The organism is Rubritalea squalenifaciens DSM 18772 (genome assembly GCF_900141815.1).
Taxonomy (GTDB): domain Bacteria; phylum Verrucomicrobiota; class Verrucomicrobiia; order Verrucomicrobiales; family Akkermansiaceae; genus Rubritalea; species Rubritalea squalenifaciens.
Genome location: NZ_FQYR01000002.1, coordinates 678432 through 699044 on the forward strand (window position 1 = coordinate 678432; position 20613 = coordinate 699044).

The following is a 20613-nucleotide window of genomic DNA, read 5'->3' on the forward strand; positions in this document are numbered from 1 at the left end:
TCTAGTGAATGGTGACCGTCTCTGGCTTTCCTCGGTAGCGGTCATCAGGATCGTTCATGCCTGATAGAGGAATGGTGAGATCCTGCTTGGATTCGATACCGTGGAGCCCTGTTCCCATAGTGACTTTCATGGTATCGGTCATCTTGGAGATATCGCTTGTACAGGCCGCGATTGGATCCTGCACGGTGACAGACGACTTACTGGGACGCCACATCACAGAGCATGGAGTCGGGGAGGCAATGAGTAGATTTGCGGACGAGTCTTTGAGCTCACCGGCTTCACGGAAGAAGGCCTGTACCGTGCGGTCACGGGTATCCATCACAGCTTGCAGTGAAGGAGTGTTAGAGAGAATTTGAAGCGGCGGCTGCTTTAGCCACTCGGCAGCATTGACCTGATGGCCACGCATACAGACAAAGTAAGCGCAGGTGGCGTCCTTCACTTGCTGGCTATGGTTGATGGAAAGTTGGAAGATTTTCTTGGCGCGAGACTGATGGAATTTCTGCTCGATCAGGGCCTGGGCTGCTTTCTCAGGGAGCTGATAGCCTGGGGCCGGTGTCAGCGGAGTGCGGATTCCAAACTCGATCTCTAGGGTCCCTGCTTTGCCAGCACCTGCTTCGTTCCCGGTGGGCAGAACCAGATAGCCGATGCCATCGTGCAGTACCCAGTAACGGCGGTTGAGTGGCAGGCTAAGTTTCTCGCCCGTGCTGTCATGCTTGAAGGTGCGCTGGAATCCGTTTTCGTCCATGACGGTGATGTCGCTACGCCAGTCGCACTGGTTGATGGTGCTGCGCATGGTCACATCTGCTGGCACACCTTTGCTTCTGGTCGTGGTGATGCCCGTATTCATGACCAACATGCCGTCATCGGTGAAGGCATAGAACTTCCGGACATCGGAGCCTGTACGGCCATTGCGAAAATGAAAGGCATTGTGGCCCAGCTCGCCGTCAGAAACTCCCCCTGCAGTGGCTCCAGAGCCACCACGGTAGCGATCCGGCTGGTGCATTTCGTCATCCAGCTGAGTGGTTCCGGGAAGCTGGCGGTAAAACCAGAGGCTGGGTTCACTCACGTTTTTAATGCCTGATTGTTTAGCTGCTCGAATGGCGGAGTAAGAGCCGTTGTAATGATTGCGGTGGATATCATGGTACTCCTGACCGCTGCGCATCAGTGTGGTGACCCCATCACCGAAAGACATGTTCCAAGGGATGGCTCCGGCGAAGGTTTCCGGTGGCCCGGCCATTGGTGAGATCATCTTGAGATCGATGTAGTAATCCTTGCGGCGGTGAACCGTGAAGAGGGCCCGATAGAAGAAGCGGTTTCCTGTGATGGAGTTGCCGGGGTTATCCTTGATGCGCTTTTGCAAGGCCTGAAGCTCTTGCCTGTCTTCCTCTCGCGGTAGTTCTTTGGGCACAGCCAAGAGACGAGCGGCGAAACCATTCACCACACCATTGCTGCCCCGGTGGTCATTGTGGCGGCCATTAGTCACGAAGGCGTCCGTGCCATGATAGAAAAACCACTCGAATGCCCTCACGTATTCGGTGAGTCGACGATACTGCTCAGCGGTGTATCCCCAAGGGCTATGGAAGCGTCCCCCTCCACAGACACGTGAGAACCAGTTGGCTCCGTAGCCGTCGACGTGCACGTGACGGCCATTGGCATGGTGAAAGCCGAAGATGCCATCAGTAAAGAGACCTTCTCCTCGTCCAGCGGCATAGCGGAAATGACTGTCCTGAAGACAGGCGGCTGCATCCCAGGCATAAGGATCGTCCAGACAGCGCGCGGCACGCCAGAAGTTGACCAGTAGGTTGTGGTCGTCGCCGTAGCCGTCATTGGCTCCATGATGCACTTCTGAGAAGAAGGAACGGTTCAAGCAGGTGGAAATGGCATACTGGGCCAACTCCCCGCGCGCATCCAGCGCCCGCATTTGTAGGCCGGGTACATTTTCACAGTGACTCAGAAATGGTAGAGCAGCCTCATAGGCGCGCATCATCCTGCCATCAGTTTTGCCGAAGCCCTTGACCTTTATCTGGTCTGGCGTCTTGCGAATGTGCTGGATGCGGGCCTCGACCAGCTCAAACACCTTTGCAGCCAAGTTTTGGTTGGCAGAGAGGGACTTGCCGCTCTGGTAGGCTTTGGTGAGTACCTTCATTGCCGAGGTAAAACTGTTCGCGTCCTGGCTGAGCTTCGCTAGTTCCCATGATTTGATCAGTTTGAGTGCGGCTGCATCATCTGAGCTTTTGCTGAATTGGAATCGGCGGTAGCTCATTTGCCCGGTCGCGTCCGCGAGAGCCTGTTCGCGAACTGGCGAGACCTGATGGTAGAGCGCAGAGGCTGGGACGGAGGTGAATTCCGAGTCGCCGGGTTTCTTCCAGAGGAACTGACAGAATAACCTTGGATTCTCCTTAGAGGTGGTCACGAAAAGCTCCAGAGGCAGGGTAGTCGGGCTCTGTGCGGTGTAGGAAATGGCTGCAAAATCTGTCACAGACTGTTCAGCGATGGTCAAGCTGCCGGGTACATTGCATTTCAGGAGAAAATGATATTCACCGGCTTGCTCCAAGAGTAGCGAGCCGTGAATGCGTGCGTGCCTGTTGGCTACGAGATCGCCCAGCGGATACTGAACGTAGGCCCCATTGGCGATCATGTCTTCGCGCTTTTGGGCCATATTGAGTGTCGGCAAGATGCTGTGGAAATAGTCAGGGCGACTGAACCACTGCTTGGTGTTGTCAGTCAGTGGCGGGGTGTGAATGGACTCCGCAGTACGGTATGCCGGGTAATCTTTTTGTTTGAGATTGCTTGTATAGCGTTCAGGCCAGCTGGCTTTACTCTGGAAACTAGCCGCGGTGAGTGGGAGCTGGGTGTCTTTGTCTGCCTTGATGATCTCTGCGATGAGCCCTGGGTAGAGAGAGTCAGCCGCAGGGGCGATCTTGAGTGTCAGCTCTTGTTTTGAGCCCAGGACTCTGGAAGTCCCGGTGTATTTGGCGATGAGCCGAATTTCTCGTTTGCGTAGCGGGGTGAAGGATAGATCAAGATCTGCCGCTTTGCCCTGATACCAGACGGCATGGGTCTCGGGGTCTAACAGGGTGAGTTCTTGCCCGCTCTCTGATCCGCTACATTTCAAATTCACCGCTCTGCCGGGGATGAGTTGATCTTGCTTGGCCACTAGAATCTTGGCGCTGGAAGGTTTGACCGGGATGCCTTGGGAGATCGCCAGTGTGTACTGGCCACTTGGACCTTGCTCTAACTGGAACTGAACCAGCCCATCGGCAGTCGGGCGGGTGATAGAGATTTCCTTCCAGTCTGACTGGCTGTCAGGACGGTGGAGCAAGGAGTAGAAGCCATGTTCGCCAAGGTAATAAGCTGGCAAGGTGTCGGCAGGAAAACTGAGATCGAGCGCGGCATTTTCCAGGCTACTAATATTCCAGCTTCGTCCCGCTGCGATGGTGATGGAGCGGGGCAATCCCTCGATCACAGGGGGAGTAGATTCACTAGCAGCGATGAAGATAGCCTGATCGATGTCATGGGGGCTTTGCAGAGTCAGCCCGGCACTTTGCGCACTCGTTTGCTTCTTGGTGAGGATCGCTGGCTCCAAGCGGTAGCCGTCTTGAAAGGCGCCTTCTTGGCTGCCTGGGAGCTGCCAGTACGTGGACAGGAGTGTGCGCTCAGCCTCTTGCTGGTCCGCAGTCAGTCCCTTGTCATAGAAACGTACTTCCCCGATCTGACCTTTGTATGAAGGACGATTGGGGTAATTCGCGCCGAACACATTGGCTGACATGTCTGCCGGTATCGCTCCGGCTGCCTGTCCGTTTACCAAGAGGGCTACATTCTTGGTATTGGGATGCAGTTCCAGCAGGAAGGGATCGCCAGGCTTGGGCGAGAGTTCCGCTTTGAGGTGAGCGCCTACTCTACCTCCTCGTCCGGATTCGCCTCCGAAACTGATGCTGCCGTCCTTGTTGTAGGACATGCTCAGGAAGTTGTCCCATGGTCTGCCACTGACTGCGAACAAGCCAAAGCTGGAGCTGTGCTCCGTGTCAGGATTAAGTACGAAATAGGCGTGTGTGTCGCTGACTTTTCTCCCCTGGGTGAAGCCTTTCACCCCTGTCTTACTCCAGCTGCCTGAAGTTGATGGCAGGGCTTCACGGAAAACGGGGCTGGCCGTGCTTTTTAGCCTGAACTCCTGAACCGGAGGCTGAGGTCTGAGCGTGACTTCCGCTTCCTCTTGAGTCGGAGCGCTGGCCTGATCGCCCGGGTAGAGATAGGGGTAGGAAAAGTAGCCTCCAGCTGTTAGCGCGGGGATGAGTAGATATTTCGTGAGCTTGTTCATGCCGATGTGAGTGTAGACAGCTTACTTCAGATGAAGGGTATTTCCTTTACAGAAACCTGTCATACTAATATTTTGCCTATTGGGCTGGCCCATTGAGTGAACCGGCCTGGCATTCTCACACAGGTAAACGGTCTTTAGCTCAGGTGGTCTGTGTACTGGTGCAGTCTGTACTCGTAGCTACGGCCGCCGCCGCTGCGGTATTTTCCTCCGCTTTCTTGGCGGTGTATTTTTTCAGAATAAGATTGGTGTAAATCAGAGCCGCACCACCGAAGATAGCGAGAACCCAAGTAAAGGCATCAAAGGTGGCTAGCCTGCTTTCACCGCCGATCTTGTCTCCGAAACCGATGAGGAGAATAGGGCCGATGTATCCGAGCCCATCGAAGAGCATCATCGCAAAAACGGAGTTTCCTTTCGCCCGGGTCAGGGCCACCAAGCGTTCAAACAGGATGCAGTGCACGAGGATATAGCAAAGATAGGCACCAACACCGATGTAGGTCATCCAGTCCAGTGCGGAGATCCATCCCTGGTTGCGCAGGATGATGAGTGAGGCTGGTAGGACCAAGCCGAGAGCCATGAAGATGAGCGAGACTCTCAGGGCTGTCAGGTGACTGCGGATCAGGATCAGCAGGGAGCAAACGATGAGGACGGTGATGGCGACCTTGCGCTCGATCGCTGAGAAGACTCCGGCTTTCACTGTAGCCCCGGCTTCACGTAGTAAGTCCTGCTGGAAGTTGTCCCGGTAATCGCGAAAGGCGGTCAGAAGAAAATAGCTGATGGCCAGCGGGATCAGGATGCCTGCGAGATTTTTAACGAAAGCGAGACGGTCTTTCCCATCCATCGCATGACGGTCACTACGCTCGGCGATATCGGCATCCGATGGGAGTGGGGTTTTGGAAAGGATAAAGGCGGCAATCAAGAAAGGGATAAAGTAGAGAGCGCAGGTAGCTAAGGGCATCCACAGTTCGTTGCCCCCAAAGGTCTGGGCAAACCAATCTGAATTGAGGACATTCTTGCCTGCGGATTTGACGTCTCCGCTCGCGATGATGAAGGAGCAGGAGAGACCGGCGAGCAGAAACTCTGAGTTTCCACGTCCCTCAAGTGGGCGCATCACCATGCCAAAGACCATCCCCAGTGAGATACCGTTCCAGAAAAGGGCGATGACTGCCCAGGCACCCGGAAGCAAGGGCAAGGCTACCAAAGAGAGCATGGCGCTGACAATACAGCCTACGAGGGCCCCAAAGATCTTCTCCCGGTGCAGCCCGGAGCAGAATCGGGTGCCGAGAAACTTGGCCGTGGTGTAGCCAAGTAGCTGGGACACGACGACTGCCGTTTTCAAAGCCGTCTGGCCTCCAAGCCAGCTGCCCTCGAAGTCCAGGACGGTAAAGGGCTTGCGGAAGGCATACATGCAGTAATACGTCACAAAGGCTGCCGCGACGGCAATCAAGGTGCGTGGGTCAAAACGTGAGGTGGGCGAATGCGTCATAGAGATTCTGCCCTTTTACTTCATGAATCGAAGGATGCAATGATTAGCTTTCAATGTGACGAAAGTGTCTTTCGGGAAACTTGTGATGGTGATCGGGAAAATCAGGCTTGGTAATCTGGATCGGATGATGTTTCGTAAAGGTACTAAAATGATCTGGTTTAGGGAGGCTGGATCAGCTAGAGTGTTAGGGTGAAAGAAGTCTTGAGGCCTATCCGCTTGCTAACCGCAGTCCCCCTGTGTGATGGACATGACAGCGCGGTGACCACGGTGAATGAAGCGCTGATCCGGCAAGGTTTTGAAGTGGTGTACATGGGCTACCACAGAGCTGTGGAGGATATGGTGCGGGCGGCCATCCAAGAGGATGTAGCGGGCCTGGGGATCTCCAGCTACAATGGTGGTCATGTGGAGTTCTTTCGGGATGTTGTCAATCAGCTCAGGATGGTAGAGGGATGCGATCTGGGAGTCTTCGGAGGAGGCGGGGGCACCATCACCCGTGACGACGTGAAGTTGATGAGGGCAGACGGTGTGGATGAGATTTTTCTCGCTGGGACGAGCTTTGACGAAATCACGCAGCGGCTGGAGGAACTCTATGGCGAGAGGGAGCTGAAGATGATGCCGGTCAGCACGGATCTTGGCTTGGCCAAGACCCTGACGGCGGTGGAGTATGGATTGGAAGGGAGAGCGAAGCCAGGATCGCGCGGAAAGGCCAGGGTGATCGGCTTCACAGGCCCTGGTGGTGTGGGCAAGACAACCTTGATCGATGAATGGATTCGAGGTGCCTTGTTAGAAAATGAGAATCTTCGTATCGGCGTTCTTTCCCACGATCCGAGTAGCGTACGTAAAGGTGGGCTGTTAGGGGATCGTGCTACGATGGTTTACAGTCAGGATGACCGGGTCTTTATTCGCAGTATGGCGACCCGAGGGAAGCAAGGGGGCTTAAGTGAAGCGAGTGAGGAATGCCTGCGCTGGATGGCAAGTGAGGAAGCGGGCTTTGATTATGTTCTCGTGGAAACCGTGGGCACGGGCCAGGAGGCCCTTCCTTTTGAGGATAGCTTGGTGGATACCAAAGTGCTGGTGCTGCATCCCGAATACGGAGCCGCGCTGCAGCTCCAGAAGATCCTTATGTTGGAGGTGGCGGATGCGGTGGTGGTGAACAAGTGTGACTGGCGCGGGGCAGCGAGAGCACTGGATGAAGTGGGAAGAAAGCTTAGTCAGCGCGGAGTGCCGCTTTATGCGACTCAGGCAAGCGAACATGCCGATGAAGGGGTGGCTAAATTCAGAAAGGAGATCAGCCATGGGTGACTTGAAAAAAGTGTGCCAGCAACTAGCAGCATTTAATGCCTCGGTAGAAACCAGGGTCAAAGAGGTTCGTGAAAATCCCGAAGAGGCTAAGGTTTTGTTAGAAAAGTGGCGGGAGATTCAAGAGGCCGTACCAGAGGTAGAGACTCCGACAGGCCTGAAGTTGCCCCGGCTTCCTCTGCCGCTGCTCGACGAGCCGGGCGCCATTGCCCGATATCTTTACGGTGAGGGCCTGCCCGGGGAGTTCCCTTATCTCAGCTCCAGCTATGCGGAAATGTATCTGGATCCCATGGATCCTCACGAGGTGCCACCGGAGGAGCCGACCCGTCTCTTCGCTGGTCTGGGTACGGCGAAGGATACCAATGAGCGTTTCCACTTCCTGACTAAGAACCAGCGCAGTCACCGGATGAGTACCGCCTTTGATGGTCCTACGCTCTATGGCATGGATAGTGATGAGCCTGGCGTGTTTGGTAAAATAGGCGAAGGCGGGGTGGCCATTGATACCGTTGAAGACATGGAAGTGCTTTTTGCTGGATTTGATTTAGCTGCTGCTTCCACCTCGGTAAGTATGACCATCAATGGTCCGGCACCCACGGTCATGGCCATGTTTGTAGCTGCGGCGAAGCGTAGGTTTGGAGATGGGGTGGTGGAAAAGCTCAGAGGTACGGTGCAGGCAGACATCCTCAAAGAGGTGCAGGGGCAGAACGAGGTGCTTTTCCCTGTGCAAGCATCGCTGCGCTTCTTGTTGGATATGATGGAGTACAGCGTGATGAAAATCCCGCGCTGGTATCCGGTCAGTATCAGCGGCTATCATATTTCCCAGGCCGGAGCGACTCCGGTGCAGCAAGCCGCTTACACCTTATCCAACGGCTTTGCCTATGCCGAGATGATGCGGGGCAGAGGTATCGATGTGCGGGATTTTGCCCCGCGCTTTTCCTTCTTCCTGGATTGTGGACTGGATGTGGAATTCATGGCTCTAGCACGAATCTGCCGTAAAATCTGGGCTGTCGGGATGCGGGATGTCTACGGAGCGGATCAGCGCGGCCAAAAACTCAAACTACACACACAGACGAGTGGGCGTAGTCTGGTGGCTGCTGAGTTTAAAAACAATCTTACCCGGACTGCGGTGGAGTTGCTGATGGCCTACATGAATGCCACCAATTCCTGCCACAGCAACAGCGCGGATGAACCATTCACCACTCCCAGCGAGGAATACGTTAAGCTGGCCTCCCATGCTCAGTCGATCATGTTAGAAGAAAGTGGGTTGTTCCGTCACATGATGAATGGCGTCAGCGGATCCCCGGGGATGAAGGCGGTAGAGCGAGCCGTGGAGCAGGCTATTCTTGAGGAGTTTGAAGAGATCGACCGGCTAGGTGGGGTCTTAGGAGCGATGGAGCACCGCTACCAGCGCAGCCAGATTCAAGCGTCCTCCCACAGATATGAGCAGCAGATCATGGAGAATGAGCGCCGTATCATCGGCCTGAACCGCTACGCTGAAGGGGTAGAGCATCCGGAGCCACAGTTGGTCAGGATCTCCAATGAGCGTAAAGAAGAGCAGGTGCTCCGGATTCAAGATTTCAAAAAACGCAATCAAGATAAAGCTGGCCCGGCATTAGAGCGCCTCGGTCAAGTTGTCAGGAGCGATGGCAATGTCTTTGAGGAACTCATTGATACCGTAGAAACGTGTACCCTAGGGCAAATCACCAAAGCCTTGCAGGCAGAGGTGGGTAAATTTAGGCCGATGATGTAAGTGGAGACCCGGTAGCTTACTTCTTCTTCGGCTCAAGGGATTTCAGCCAGAGGCCGAATTCTTCTTCTTGACGGTCTGGAGTGATCCCAAAGCGGTCTTCATAGATTCCCAGCGTTGCCTTGACCTTCATTTTCTCTCCGCCCCTGTACAGAGTAATGGTCACGTCTGAGCCGGCGGGATGGGATTTGATTGCCGCAGAGAATGCCGAGGAGATTTCGCGGATGGGGGTTTTGGTCAGGTCTTTGTCCCCAACGGCGGTGATGTGGTCGCCATTTTTGAGTCCTGCTTTACTGGCTGGTGAATTCTGGACAACTTCCAGAATGTTCACTGCATTGATCCGGTTGCCATCAACCTTGAGAATATCCGGATCGTGGCGCACTCCCAGATATCCTCTCTTGGGTGGCGTAAATTTCGCTTTGTACAGCTTTCGCAGTGCTCCGAAGCTACGCTGACGAATCTCTGGATGTGGATGATCTTTGTAGCTGCGGTAGAGAAGTTGGGCTGCGGCTTTTGGGTGCTCGAGCGAGAGTTGCTCTAGCTCCGTCTGCGCATTACTGCGGACCGTGTAGTCATCTGCGGACAGTTCCTTGAGGATGGCATCATAGTTCTTTTGTAATGCTTCCTGTGAGGAGGCATTCAGAGTCAGCAGGGTGATAAGGGTAAGGGTCAGCAGCTTCATGATGCGTTCTTTGAATAGGCGGATCTACTATTGTAGCGCCGTCAGACCTTAAATGCGCTCAAACTTTCCGGCTTCTCGGTTTTTTCTTACCGTTCCCGCCTCAAAAATCTGCCCGTTCATGGCAATGTAAACTCCCGGAGGCTTGGACTGGGCCGCTCCAATAGCCGTACCTACATTGAAGACTGCATCGGTGATTTTAAAGCGCGCTGGAGCCAGTGCCCCTGTTAGCACGATGGTTTTTCCCGGTATGTCTTGCAGGGCTGCTGCGGTTTCACACATCGTATCGGTGCCATGGGTGATCAGGATCTGGCTCGCCTGGCACTCCACACAGTTCTTGCGGATCAAGGCCCTGTCCTCATCGTTGATTTCCAAGCTGTCCTTGCGCATCAGAGAAATGATCTCATGTGGCAGCGTGGCTCCGACTTCCTGGAAAATGTGCGTGATGGTGGGTTCTCCAATTTCGTACTCTGACTTCGCGTCGAAGTAGATTTTATCAATGGTGCCGCCAGTGGTGAGAATGAGCATAAAGGTGTGATTTAGTTCAGGTCGATGGAGTAAACTGCTTTGCGGGGGCTCATGCAGCAAAGGGATTTAGTAAGATTCGCCGCTTCCTTGCAACCTCTGTTTTGGTGGACGGCTTGTTGCTTCCTGATTTCTTTCTATCTGTCTGAATATGAACGATTTATTAAATTGCTTTCATGAAGGGCTTCTGAACCGTAATTAACTTGATAGACATCCATAACTTAAGATTAGATATTGTTTGTGAACAAATTATGTTCATATGCGGTAAGGATGGCTGTGTGGTTGCTGGTCGGTGCTTTGCTTTACTCTATCAATGTAAAGCTGATGAGCACTCATTGGTCCGTATGGAAGCAAGTGATGGTGCTAGACGAGGAGCTTGAGAACAGCGACGCGGAATGGAAGGGGGCAGTCAACCAGTGGGTGGATATCCATGAATCAGGGGTCTTGATGGCCCGGACCCACAATGATGGAACGATCGAATTATGGGATCTAATGGATGGCTCTCAATTGTGGCGCCGGGGTGCGGCGCAAGTCACCAGTCCAGCCAGCTTTGCTGATACCAGAGCCCGCTATGTGGGTTTTCAGGGGGATGTGCTGCATGTTTTATCAAGCGATAGGCTTACGAGCTATAATCTAGAGGGAGCGGTGATCAGAGAAGTGCCCGTCAAGGTGGGTGCGAGAGCGAGGAAAGCGGCGGGGGTCTCCATGCTAGTTGCTGATGCAGAGCATGACAGTTCGGTGGTGATTGATCTGCGAACCTACAAGATGTGGAAGATTCCAGGTGTCATGCAGATGGAGGATGGCCAGCCGAGGATGGATATTTCTCCAGATGAGGGATTGGTGATGTTAGGTGATCGAGGTCAAGTGCGGGTGTTCTCACTCGTGTCTGGTGGGATCGTCTACGAATGGACAGGGGATCCCTTGAAGATGGTCGATACCTCCATTGACACGGATTTGAAGCAGGTAATCAATCAGATGGATCAGGCGTCTATCAAGCTTGAGAAGCAAATCGCTGAGAATACCCAGATGCGGAATTCCATGCCTACTGAGGCCAGGATGACGCAGGATGGTAAGACCCTGATTCTGCTGTTCTCCAATCATCTGGATGAAAATAATCCGAGCAAGAGAAAGACTAGAATCCAGGCTCTGGATATGGCCGAAAATCAGGTCATCTGGGAAACGGAACGCGAAGGGAAGTGTGACGAGGTTCATTTCCTGGGCACGCCAGATACGTTTTACCTGAGGCAGATGCTGGATGGTGAGCAGGTACTGGTGAGTTATGAGGTGGATACGGGAACGGTGATGAATGAGCTGCCGTTCTCTATCATCAAGGAGCGCCCAATAGGCAGGAAACCTGTGCGGGGACTTTCTCAAGAACACTTCTATCTGGATCCCTCTGGAGAGCGCGTCGTCTTTACAGGAAGCGAGCCATGGATCTCCAAAGTGGACGAAAACCCCAGTCTCTTTCCTTTGTTCATCTCAAAGGCGGACGTGCCTTTGGTGCGTTTCTCTAGTGACGGTGACTTGGTGGCCACCTATTCAGCCTCTGGTGTCGTCCGGGTCTTTTATGTCTACGGGCGGGAGGCTCTGGGGTACTTCAAGCACCCACTCGGGTGGTTGCTGTATTTTAGCTGGGTGATATGGGGGCTCGTGGGCGTGTTAATCATCTGGAAATGGGCAAAGGATGAGCATGGGCTGAAGATGCCAGCCTGGCTCGGTTTGTTCTTGGGACTGCAGTGCTTGAGGATGTCTTATCATTTTACAAACATCGCAGCGGTTCATGCCAGGTCTATTGTGGAGGTGCCGTGGGAGGGCTCCAGACAGGACCTCTTTGGTTTGTTCCTGCTGATCGTGTGCATGCTCTATTTTGTGAACTTCTGGTTGATCCGGGGTGCGAACTGGAGCCGGCTAACCAGTATCACGGTGCTATCTATCAAATGCTGTTCACTGCTGATTTCCGGGCTTATTATACTAGGAGTGTTTGAGAGTCATTGGGATATCTGGCAGCATGAATGGTGGGGTACACCTGTTATGTATGACTCTGCCGCTTATATCAGCTATATCTCGATCACTTGGGTAGGGGCCTTCTCTTGCCTAGTCCTGTTATTGAGCAAGGATAGTGCTCAGTGGTGCAAGCGCTGGGAGGAAAAGCAGAGGGCGCAGACGATGAAGGAACTGACTCAGACGAGAGTGGTTCCGAGTGTGGAATGATGTTCGAGCCTGCTGTAGCGCCAGAGATTATGTTTGCAATATGGGCTTTCTGGCTGAGGATGTGCCGCGGTGTCTAAACGAAATACCAAAAGAACCAGCCGCCTCAGAAAATGGTGCAAACGTTTCCTGTTTGTACTGCTGATTCTTACTGTCTATGCCAGTTGGCAGATTTGGGATATCCACCGCTATGGACATGTCGATGACGGTGGCCAGGCCGATTGCGCTATCGTGTTAGGGGCTGCTGCTTATTATAACAAGCCCTCTCCTGTGTTTAAGGCGAGGATTGATCATGCGATCAAGCTTTACAAGGAAGGTAGAGTGAAGAAAGTCATCCTGACCGGAGGATTTGGAAAAGATGCCGAGTTTGCCGAGAGCGAGGTGGCCTATGAGTACTGCCTGAAAAATGGAATCCCGGACAAAGATCTCTATAAAGAAACGGAGTCCAAGACGACTGAACAGAATATTGCCCAGGCAAAGAAGTTAATGGACAAGTTTGGCATGGAGAGCGCCTTGCTGGTGAGTGACCCCTGGCACCTGAAGAGGGCTCACGCTATCGCGGAGAAGTATGAGATGCAGAATAGGCCGTCTGCTACACTGACTACCATGTATAAGTCAGATGAAAGCAGACTGAAATTCCTGATGAGGGAATTCTACTACATCCACGTCTGGCGTTTCGCCGACCTATAGGCGTAGGGCTAATATTCGCGGTCTAGCAGATAGCGGCCAATCTGCTCCAGTCTAGCAGCTTTTTTGCCGAATGGCTCGAGTGCACCGAGCGCCTTCTTGGTCAGTCGTGCCGCTTCTTTTCTGGATTTCTCCAGACCAAGAATCGCCGGGTAAGTGGATTTGTCTACAGACTCGTCTTTCCCCGCTGTCTTTCCCAGGACCTCAGTAGTCTGGGTGACATCTAGAATGTCATCGATCACCTGGAATGCGAGGCCTAGGTTATAGCCAAAGGTGGTGAGAGCTTCTAGCTTGGCAGGAGTAGCATTGGCTGTCATGGCGCCAAGGCGGATGGAGCTTGTGAGCAATGCGGCGGTTTTTGCCTCGTGAATACGGATGAGCTGCTGCTTGTTGAGCTGTTGGCCTTCACCTTCAAGATCAAGGACCTGACCACCAATCAGTTTCTTACTGCCACCGGTCTCAGCCAGTTCCTTCACATAGTCGCCGACATTGTAGCGTTTGGTTGCTGGAGTGTTGGCGAGCATGATGAATGCCTCAGTGAGCAGGGCATCTCCCGTGAGAACGGCGATGCCTTCACCGAAGACTTTGTGGCTTGTCGGCCTGCCGCGGCGGAGATCGTCATCATCCATGCATGGAAGGTCATCATGAACCAGTGAATAAGTATGAAGGACCTCTACAGCACAAGCTGGGAGAAGCGCTTTTTCGCTGTCACCACCACAGGCTTCTGCAGCTGCGAGACAGAGAATAGGACGCAGGCGTTTGCCTCCGGCGAACACGCTGTAGCGCATCGCCTTGTGGATGGTCTGTGGGCGAGCGGACTCCCTGGGAAGCTGACGCTTCAGCTCGGAGTCCACACGCTTTTGCGCCGCCTTTAGCCAGTCTTTGAGGTCGCTCATGATATCTGCTTAGATAAGCTCAGCGATTTGAACTGCATTCAAAGCTGCACCCTTGCGCACTTGGTCACCTACGACCCAGAGAGCGAGCGCATTATCCAGAACATTGTCCTTACGGATACGGCCTACCAGACAGTCGTCCTTATTGGTCGTATCCAGAGGGACTGGGTAAAGAGCTTCATCTGGATTGTCCTTGGCTGCGATGCCTGGATAGCCAGCAAATACTGCACGAGCTTCCTCTACATCCACAGGCTTCTCAAATTCTGCGGTAATGGATACGGAGTGTGAGCGGTAGACTGGTACGCGCACACAGGTGCAGGTAACCTTGAGCTCGGGAAGTTCCAGGATTTTGCGTCCTTCGTTGAGCATCTTGAGTTCTTCCTTCGTGTATCCGCCTTCCTTGAAGACGTCGACTTGTGGAATCACATTGAAGGCAATTTGAGTCGGGTACACCTTGGACTCAATCGCTTGGTTGTTCGCGATGGCCTCAACCTGCTGCTTGAGTTCTGCGATTCCTTGAGCGCCACTACCAGAAACTGCCTGGTATGATGAGGCGATGATGGACTTCAGGCCGTACTTCTTGTGAAGTGGGTAGAGTGCCATCAGGGAAATGATGGTGGTGCAGTTAGGGTTGGCGATGATGCCTTTCTTGGCTTCCTTGATGGCCTGCGGGTTGATCTCTGGAACTACCAGAGGAACCTCTGGATCCATGCGGAAGGCGGAGGAATTGTCGATCACAATGGCGCCTGCCTTGGCTGCGGATGGAGCGAACTCCTCGGAAATTCCGCCACCTGCTGCGAAGAGTGCCACGTCCACTCCTTCAAAGGCATCATGAGTAAGCTCTTTCACAATAATATCCTCGCCGCGAAATGGAATGGTTTTGCCGGCTGAGCGAGCGGAGGCTAAGAGGGTAATCTCGGAGATCTTCATGTTGCGCTCGTCGAGACAGGCTAACATTTCTTCTCCTACCGCTCCGGTAGCTCCTACGATTGCGATGTGCTTTGCTTCGTTCATAGATTTATCTAGTCGAGTGGGGCGGGAACCATAGCCAGACTTCCCCAGATGGCAATGATAGTTATCAGAATGACGGAATTAGGGGATATGACTAAGAGTGAGAGATTTATGCTGCTAGTAGGGCGAGGAGGTAGCTCTAAGCCTGATAAAAACATCATTATAGCTTGATTCCACAAGGGTCTGGCCTAGTATGGCATTATGGTGTGTGAACTTAAGTAGCACGCTGTTATTCAACTAGATTAATCAACCTAACAAGAAGAATGAAAGCTGTTAAACTGTTCACACTCATCGCGGCAGCTGCTGGAGCCATGCTCTCGGCTTCCTGCTGCAATGATTCCACTCCGGAACCTACCCCTGTCTACGTAGCACCTGCTAAATAATTTTAGATTTTCTGATATGAAATTTATCCGTACTATCGTATATGTCGCCTGTGCGGCAAGCGTCGCTTTTCTCAGTTCTTGCTGCGGTTGCATGTAAGTTCAGAGGGATCCGCTGGTCTCCAGCGGGAATCGATTGACCATCACGGTCATTAACCAAAACCATAGAACAAAGTAATATGAAATTCGTTAAAGTTATCACTCTCGCAGCTGCAGCTGCTGGTATCGCTCTTACAGCTTCTTGCGGTTCTTCCGCTGAGCCAGCACCAGCTCCAGTGCCATCAGTTGAGTACACCAAGTAATTGACTGACTCAATTCTGGCGGGCTTTCCTAACGGAGAGCCCGCTTTTTTCTTGCGTGGATAACGCTAAGATTCAATATGCACAGCGAAATTCAAAAAATCTATGAAAGCACTACGTATCATCACAATCGCTGCCGCTGCTGCGGGTTCCCTCATTCTTAGCTCCTGTGGCTGCTGCACAGGTGAAGCAAAAGCACCTGAGCTTCGCCCGTTGCCAACTTTCAATGAAATCCCAGTAACACCTACCAAATAAGGTAGTCAGAGATTTTTAACGTGGCCGCCACCCTTCTCGGGTGGCGGCTTTTTTTTGTGTGGTGAAGGCGCAAGTTGGTTTTTGGTTTGACCAAATAAGGTGTCTGACTATGGTGCGCTACGCCTAGAAACAACGATTGTTATGAAGATTTTCCTCACACTATTCTCCCTGGTTTGCATCACCTCCTTGTCCTCTTGTCGCCTCGCGCAGAGTGCTGCTCGGATACCAGGAAGTCTTATTCAAACGGTGGGGAGAACAGCCGGTCTCAATGTTACTCACGAGACTGAGCCCGTCGATAAGTACGAAAAGTACGACTAAGGTGTTATCCGCCAGCTGGTAGGTTAGCCGAGTGCCTATTAAGTTCAGAAATAATTGAACAGATGGGCTTGTCTGGATACTCATATACCTAGAATGGCTGGTTCGAAACAACAGGATGGGCTGACAGTGGTCCAGGGGAGCATCGTGGAGGTTTTCTCTGATGGAGCCCGCTTACTAGGGTTGCCTAAATCAGTAGGGGAGATCTACGGACTTCTCTATGCGAGCAAAGAGCCTCAATCGCTGGATGATCTGGTTTCCAGGTTGGATGTCAGTAAGGGTACGGGGTCTCAAGGTTTGAAAATGCTTCGCACGCTCGGAGCGGTGAAGGTGGCATCCGGTGAAGATAGCCGCAAAACCTTCTACGAGGCGGATATAGAATTGAAGAGTCTAGTGGGCGGATTCATCAGGGAGCAGGTGCGACCTCACTTGGATAGTGCCAAGGGGAAGATTGCTACTTTGAAGGAGGAAGCGAAAGAGGACGAGTTCCTGCAGGTTCGCATTGATAAGCTTGAGACTTGGAGAAAGAAGGCAGCTTTGGTGTTGCCGGTAGTGCAGAAATTCTTGGGAAGCTGATGAGTGTAGAAAGGTCAGAGCCCAAGTGGTATGCCGTTCGTAGTCAAACCAAGCGAGAGCGCTTGGCTGCATGCACCTTGCGTGAAACTCTCAATATTCCCGTTTTAGCCCCGGTAGTGAAGTTCCAAAAGGCGACGCGCCGGGGCAAGATATGGTGGAGCGAAGCCATGTTCCCTGGCTACCTTTTCGCCAAGTTTGATCCAGAGGTGCTAGGTAGGCAGGTGGGTTATGCTCAGGGAGTGCTGTCGATGGTTAAATTTGGCCAGGTAGTGCCTCCGGTCCCGGATAGTTTTATCTCGGCCTTGCTAGAAGAGCTTGGTGATTCAGAGGAAATCCGCTTGCAGCATCAGGTTGATGTCGGCGGGTCCTATGAGATTGTTAGTGGTCCCTTGAGTGGTATCCAGGGGGAAGTTATCGAGGTTTTGCCGGGTAAAGAACGTGTGAGTTTGCTCATCGAGCTGCTGGGCCAGTCACAGAGGGTTGACTTGAATTTGTATTCTCTCCTGCTGCCTGGGAGACCCAGCGAGATGGGTCACTAAGTCTCCTTGGAATACTTTATAAAGTCAGTAAGGAAAATTGCTTAGTATTCCTAAAATGTTGGCTGGGTAAATAAGTTCATTTTTTATTGAACTATATAAGCCCTCTGGTGTCTTCACTGTATAGTGAAGCTGTGCATCATGGCTCGGTTTCTTGAACAATGTTCTTGTAAGGATCTCACGCTAAAGGTTTTTCTGCGAAATTTCGCGGATTCTGACCAAGGGCGGTAGCGTGCCGCAAAGATGGTGAAAGGCTTATGACAAAAATAGTTTTGCTTCAGGCTTGTCAAAAATCCGGTTAATCCTTAGCAAGCCGCCAAGTGAACACAAGATTAAAAGAATCCCGACGCCGAAGTGTCCTGAAAGGTCTCACCTGGAGATGCTTGGCAACTGCGACAACTTACCTCATCGCGCTGCTGTGGACCGGAGAGGTGAGTACTGCGGGTAAAATTGCCTTTGCCGAGTTCTTTATCAAATTCGGGGTTTATTACTTGCATGAGAGGGCCTGGCAGTGGACTCCTCGCAGCAGCAAATCTGACGATTCGCAAGCCGAACAAGTAGCTTAGTAAAAAGTGACTAACATCTATCCAGAATTCGAAAGGCAGATTCCCCGTCAGGGGAAAGAAGAGCTGCTGAAGCAAAAGGGGCAGGCGATCTGGCTCTACGGACTCTCCGGATCAGGCAAATCCACCATCGCCAATGCTCTCGAAAAGCTTCTTCATGAGCAAGGGAGGTACGTGGTCATGGTGGACGGTGATAACTTGCGCAGCGGCTTGAATGCCGGGCTGGGATTCACTGATGAAGACCGTGAGGAGAATATCCGCCGCGCCAGTGAGGTGGTGAAGCTGCTGGTGAACAATGGAGCCATTGTCCTGGTGACCTTGATTACCCCGCAGGAAAAATTCCGCGCGATGGCTCGCGAAATCGTCGGTACAGATGACCTCAAGGAAGTCTATGTGAAAGCATCATTCGAGGCGTGCCAGCAACGTGATGTCAAAGGCCTCTATGCTAAAGCCGCCGCTGGTGGCGTGAAAAATTTCTCCGGCAAAACCTCAAACTTTGAGGAGCCGGAAACCCCAGATCTTACGATCAATACAGAAGAGAGCAGTGTGGAAGAAAGCGTTGCCCAAGTTTTGAAACTTATCATTTAATTTATATGTCCAATTACATCATTGATCACTTAAAGCAGTTGGAGGCTGAGGCTATCTACGTGCTGCGTGAGACTGCAGCTCAGTTCGAGAATCCGGCACTTCTATTCTCCGGAGGTAAGGACTCCATCGTTATGGCTCACTTGGCATACAAGGCCTTTCACCCAGCTAAGTTGCCTTTCCCGTTGGTGCACGTGGACACCGGCCATAACTTCCCGGAAACCATCGAGTATCGTGACCGCTTCGTTGAGAAGCTGGGTGCCCGTCTTGTAGTCGGTAGCGTTCAGAAGTCTATCGACGAGGGTAAGGTGAAGGAGGAGACTGGTCCAGATGCCAGCCGTAATGCGCTTCAGACAGTGACTCTTTTGGATACGATCGAGGAGAACGCTTATGACGCCTGCCTCGGTGGTGGTCGTCGTGATGAAGAGAAGGCCCGTGCGAAAGAGCGTTTCTTCTCCCACCGTGATGACTTCGGTCAGTGGGATCCGAAGAACCAGCGCCCAGAGCTTTGGAATCTTTTCAATGGTCGTAAGCTTCAGGGTGAGCACTTCCGTGTCTTCCCTCTCTCCAACTGGACAGAAATGGATATCTGGCAGTACATCAAAGAGGAGGACATCGAGCTACCATGTCTCTACTTTGCGGCCGAACGTGAGTGCTTGGTTCGTAATAACACCATCCTAGCCATTTCCGAGTTCGTTCAGCCTCGTGAAGGTGAAGTGGTCGAGAAGAAGAGCATCCGTTTCAGAACGATGGGTGATGCGACTATCACTGGTGCAGTGGAGTCCACCGCGACTGACTACGATGCGATCATCGAAGAAGTGGCTGCGGCCAGGCAGACCGAGCGTGGCAACCGTGCTGATGACAAGCGCTCTGAAACTTCCATGGAGGACAGAAAGAAGGAAGGCTACTTTTAAGAATTAGCCTCAGGCCAGGAAGACACTAGACCAGAAACAAGAACACAGACATTCTCATGGATTTACTTAGATTTACAACCGCAGGTTCCGTTGACGACGGTAAGTCGACGCTTATCGGGCGCCTGCTTTACGATTCAAAATCAATTTTCGAAGACCAGCTCGAAGCGGTGGAGCAAAGCTCCAAGAAGCGTGGTGATGAAGAGGTGAACCTCGCCCTTCTGACCGACGGGTTGAAAGCCGAGCGTGAGCAAGGTATTACCATTGATGTAGCCTACCGCTACTTCGCAACTCCGAAGCGCAAGTTCATCATCGCAGATACTCCCGGTCACATCCAGTACACCCGTAACATGGTGACTGGTGCTTCGACTGCTGACCTCGCTATCATTCTTATCGACGCCCGTAAGGGTGTGATCGAGCAGACCAAGCGTCACTCCTTCATTGCTAACCTGCTGCGTATTCAACACGTCGTGGTTGCGGTGAACAAGATGGACCTTGTTGATTACTCCGAAGAGCGTTTCAATGAAATTGTCGAGGAGTTTGAAGAGTTGGCAAGCCGTCTCGGTAACATCGTGAATATCAAGGCGATTCCTATTTCCGCACTCCGTGGTGACAACGTGGTGGATACTTCTGAGAATACACCATGGTATCAGGGTGGTTCACTTCTCTACCATTTGGAGAATGTCTATGTAGGTGGTGTTGAGAACCATGTGGAAGCCCGTTTCCCTGTTCAGTGGGTGATTCGCCCTCACTCCAACGAGTGGCATGACTTCCGTGGCTTCGCTGGACGTGTTGCGGGTGGTGTCTTCAAGCCTGGTGATGAAGTCTTGGCGCTTCCATCCGGTTTTAAATCTACGGTTAAGAGCATTCACTCGGCTGACGGTGACTTGGCAGAGGCCTTTGCTCCTCAGTCCGTTTCCATTACCTTGGCTGATGAGATTGATATCTCTCGTGGTGATATGATCGTGAAGCCGAACAACCCTCCTCACAGCACCCAGGATCTGGAAGCGATGGTTTGCTGGTTTGGTGACACTCCAATGGCGGCACGTGGTAAGTACATCATTCGTCACACCGAGCAGGAAACCAAGGCGATGGTTCAGTCCCTTGATTACCAGGTGGATGTGAATACCTTCCACAAGCTCGATGAGGTGGAGACTCTCAAGATGAACGACATCGGTAGAATCAAAGTTCGTACAGCTAAAGCTCTGCACGTGGATTCCTACAGTAAGAACCGTCACACCGGTTCCTTCATTCTGATCGATCCGCAGACGAATGCGACTGTTGCGGCCGGTATGATCATCTAATTTGATCATAGCGTCACATAAAAAGCCTGCATATCTCCT

Annotated in this window: 19 protein-coding genes; 13 read left to right on the forward strand and 6 right to left on the reverse strand. The window is 52.5% G+C overall.

Translation table 11 applies throughout. The features are described from left to right. Position 1 precedes the first annotated feature (1 nt). Both BUB27_RS03205 and BUB27_RS03210 read right to left on the reverse strand, forming a co-directional pair. The gene (locus BUB27_RS03205; protein ID WP_143158095.1) at positions 2-4318 is read right to left on the reverse strand and encodes a polysaccharide lyase family 8 super-sandwich domain-containing protein; all 4317 of its coding nucleotides are present in this window, start codon (positions 4316-4318) and stop codon (positions 2-4) included. Between the two features lie 139 nt (positions 4319-4457). After that, positions 4458-5801: a DUF5690 family protein gene (locus tag BUB27_RS03210; RefSeq protein WP_143158096.1), complete on the reverse strand. Its 1344-nt coding sequence runs from the start codon at positions 5799-5801 to the stop codon at positions 4458-4460. Positions 5802-5990: 189 nt separating this feature from the next. On the opposite strand from BUB27_RS03210, the gene BUB27_RS03215 reads away from it, so the two are divergent. Together BUB27_RS03215 and BUB27_RS03220 are read left to right on the forward strand one after the other, a co-directional pair. Beyond that, positions 5991-7103 carry a cobalamin-dependent protein gene (locus BUB27_RS03215; RefSeq protein ID WP_143158097.1) on the forward strand — a complete coding sequence of 371 codons (1113 nt, stop codon included), beginning with the start codon at positions 5991-5993 and terminating at the stop codon, positions 7101-7103. After that, positions 7096-8850, forward strand: a complete 1755-nt coding sequence (locus BUB27_RS03220) for a methylmalonyl-CoA mutase family protein (protein WP_159434771.1) — start codon at positions 7096-7098, stop codon at positions 8848-8850. The genes BUB27_RS03215 and BUB27_RS03220 overlap by 8 nt, the downstream gene beginning before the upstream one ends. A 16-nt stretch (positions 8851-8866) precedes the next feature. Here BUB27_RS03220 and BUB27_RS03225 read toward each other — a convergent pair whose 3' ends face one another. Then, a complete protein-coding gene (locus BUB27_RS03225) occupies positions 8867-9529 on the reverse strand; it encodes a PDZ domain-containing protein (RefSeq protein WP_143158099.1) in 663 nt (220 codons plus the stop codon). A 48-nt stretch (positions 9530-9577) separates the two neighbouring features. Then, positions 9578-10054, reverse strand: coding sequence for an asparaginase domain-containing protein (locus tag BUB27_RS03230; protein WP_143158100.1), 477 nt, complete (start codon positions 10052-10054; stop codon positions 9578-9580). A gap of 267 nt (positions 10055-10321) precedes the next feature. Between BUB27_RS03230 and BUB27_RS03235 the strand changes: the two genes are divergently transcribed. Beyond that, complete coding sequence (locus BUB27_RS03235; protein ID WP_143158101.1) at positions 10322-12262, forward strand: WD40 repeat domain-containing protein; 1941 nt, start codon at positions 10322-10324, stop codon at positions 12260-12262. A 69-nt stretch (positions 12263-12331) separates the two neighbouring features. Continuing rightward, positions 12332-12949, forward strand: coding sequence for a YdcF family protein (locus BUB27_RS03240; protein WP_143158102.1), 618 nt, complete (start codon positions 12332-12334; stop codon positions 12947-12949). 8 nt (positions 12950-12957) lie between these two features. Here BUB27_RS03240 and BUB27_RS03245 read toward each other — a convergent pair whose 3' ends face one another. Together BUB27_RS03245 and BUB27_RS03250 are read right to left on the reverse strand one after the other, a co-directional pair. Beyond that, positions 12958-13842, reverse strand: a complete 885-nt coding sequence (locus BUB27_RS03245) for a polyprenyl synthetase family protein (protein ID WP_143158103.1) — start codon at positions 13840-13842, stop codon at positions 12958-12960. A 9-nt stretch (positions 13843-13851) separates the two neighbouring features. After that, positions 13852-14853 (reverse strand): aspartate-semialdehyde dehydrogenase, encoded by a 1002-nt coding sequence (locus BUB27_RS03250; protein WP_143158104.1) that lies wholly within the window; start codon positions 14851-14853, stop codon positions 13852-13854. A 556-nt stretch (positions 14854-15409) separates the two neighbouring features. Here BUB27_RS03250 and BUB27_RS19170 point away from each other — a divergent pair. From BUB27_RS19170 to cysN, 9 genes are all read left to right on the forward strand, one after another. After that, positions 15410-15532: a hypothetical protein gene (locus BUB27_RS19170; RefSeq protein ID WP_268793959.1), complete on the forward strand. Its 123-nt coding sequence runs from the start codon at positions 15410-15412 to the stop codon at positions 15530-15532. A 102-nt stretch (positions 15533-15634) separates the two neighbouring features. Beyond that, on the forward strand, positions 15635-15784 hold the full coding sequence (locus BUB27_RS18850; RefSeq protein WP_159434772.1) for a hypothetical protein: 150 nt from the start codon (positions 15635-15637) through the stop codon (positions 15782-15784). Positions 15785-15925: 141 nt separating this feature from the next. Continuing rightward, on the forward strand, positions 15926-16102 hold the full coding sequence (locus tag BUB27_RS18855) for a hypothetical protein (protein ID WP_159434773.1): 177 nt from the start codon (positions 15926-15928) through the stop codon (positions 16100-16102). A gap of 93 nt (positions 16103-16195) precedes the next feature. After that, positions 16196-16675: a GbsR/MarR family transcriptional regulator gene (locus BUB27_RS03255; protein WP_143158105.1), complete on the forward strand. Its 480-nt coding sequence runs from the start codon at positions 16196-16198 to the stop codon at positions 16673-16675. Continuing rightward, entirely contained in the window at positions 16675-17214 is a 540-nt protein-coding gene (gene nusG / locus BUB27_RS03260; RefSeq protein ID WP_159434774.1) for a transcription termination/antitermination protein NusG, read from the forward strand. Before BUB27_RS03255 ends, nusG begins: the two co-directional genes overlap by 1 nt. A gap of 317 nt (positions 17215-17531) precedes the next feature. Then, positions 17532-17777, forward strand: a complete 246-nt coding sequence (locus tag BUB27_RS03265; RefSeq protein ID WP_143158107.1) for a DUF2061 domain-containing protein — start codon at positions 17532-17534, stop codon at positions 17775-17777. A 6-nt stretch (positions 17778-17783) separates the two neighbouring features. Continuing rightward, complete coding sequence (gene cysC / locus BUB27_RS03270) at positions 17784-18362, forward strand: adenylyl-sulfate kinase (protein ID WP_143158108.1); 579 nt, start codon at positions 17784-17786, stop codon at positions 18360-18362. Positions 18363-18367: 5 nt separating this feature from the next. After that, on the forward strand, positions 18368-19273 hold the full coding sequence (gene cysD, locus BUB27_RS03275) for a sulfate adenylyltransferase subunit CysD (protein ID WP_143158109.1): 906 nt from the start codon (positions 18368-18370) through the stop codon (positions 19271-19273). 56 nt (positions 19274-19329) lie between these two features. Further along, positions 19330-20574 (forward strand): sulfate adenylyltransferase subunit CysN, encoded by a 1245-nt coding sequence (cysN, locus tag BUB27_RS03280; protein WP_143158110.1) that lies wholly within the window; start codon positions 19330-19332, stop codon positions 20572-20574. Positions 20575-20613 lie beyond the last annotated feature (39 nt).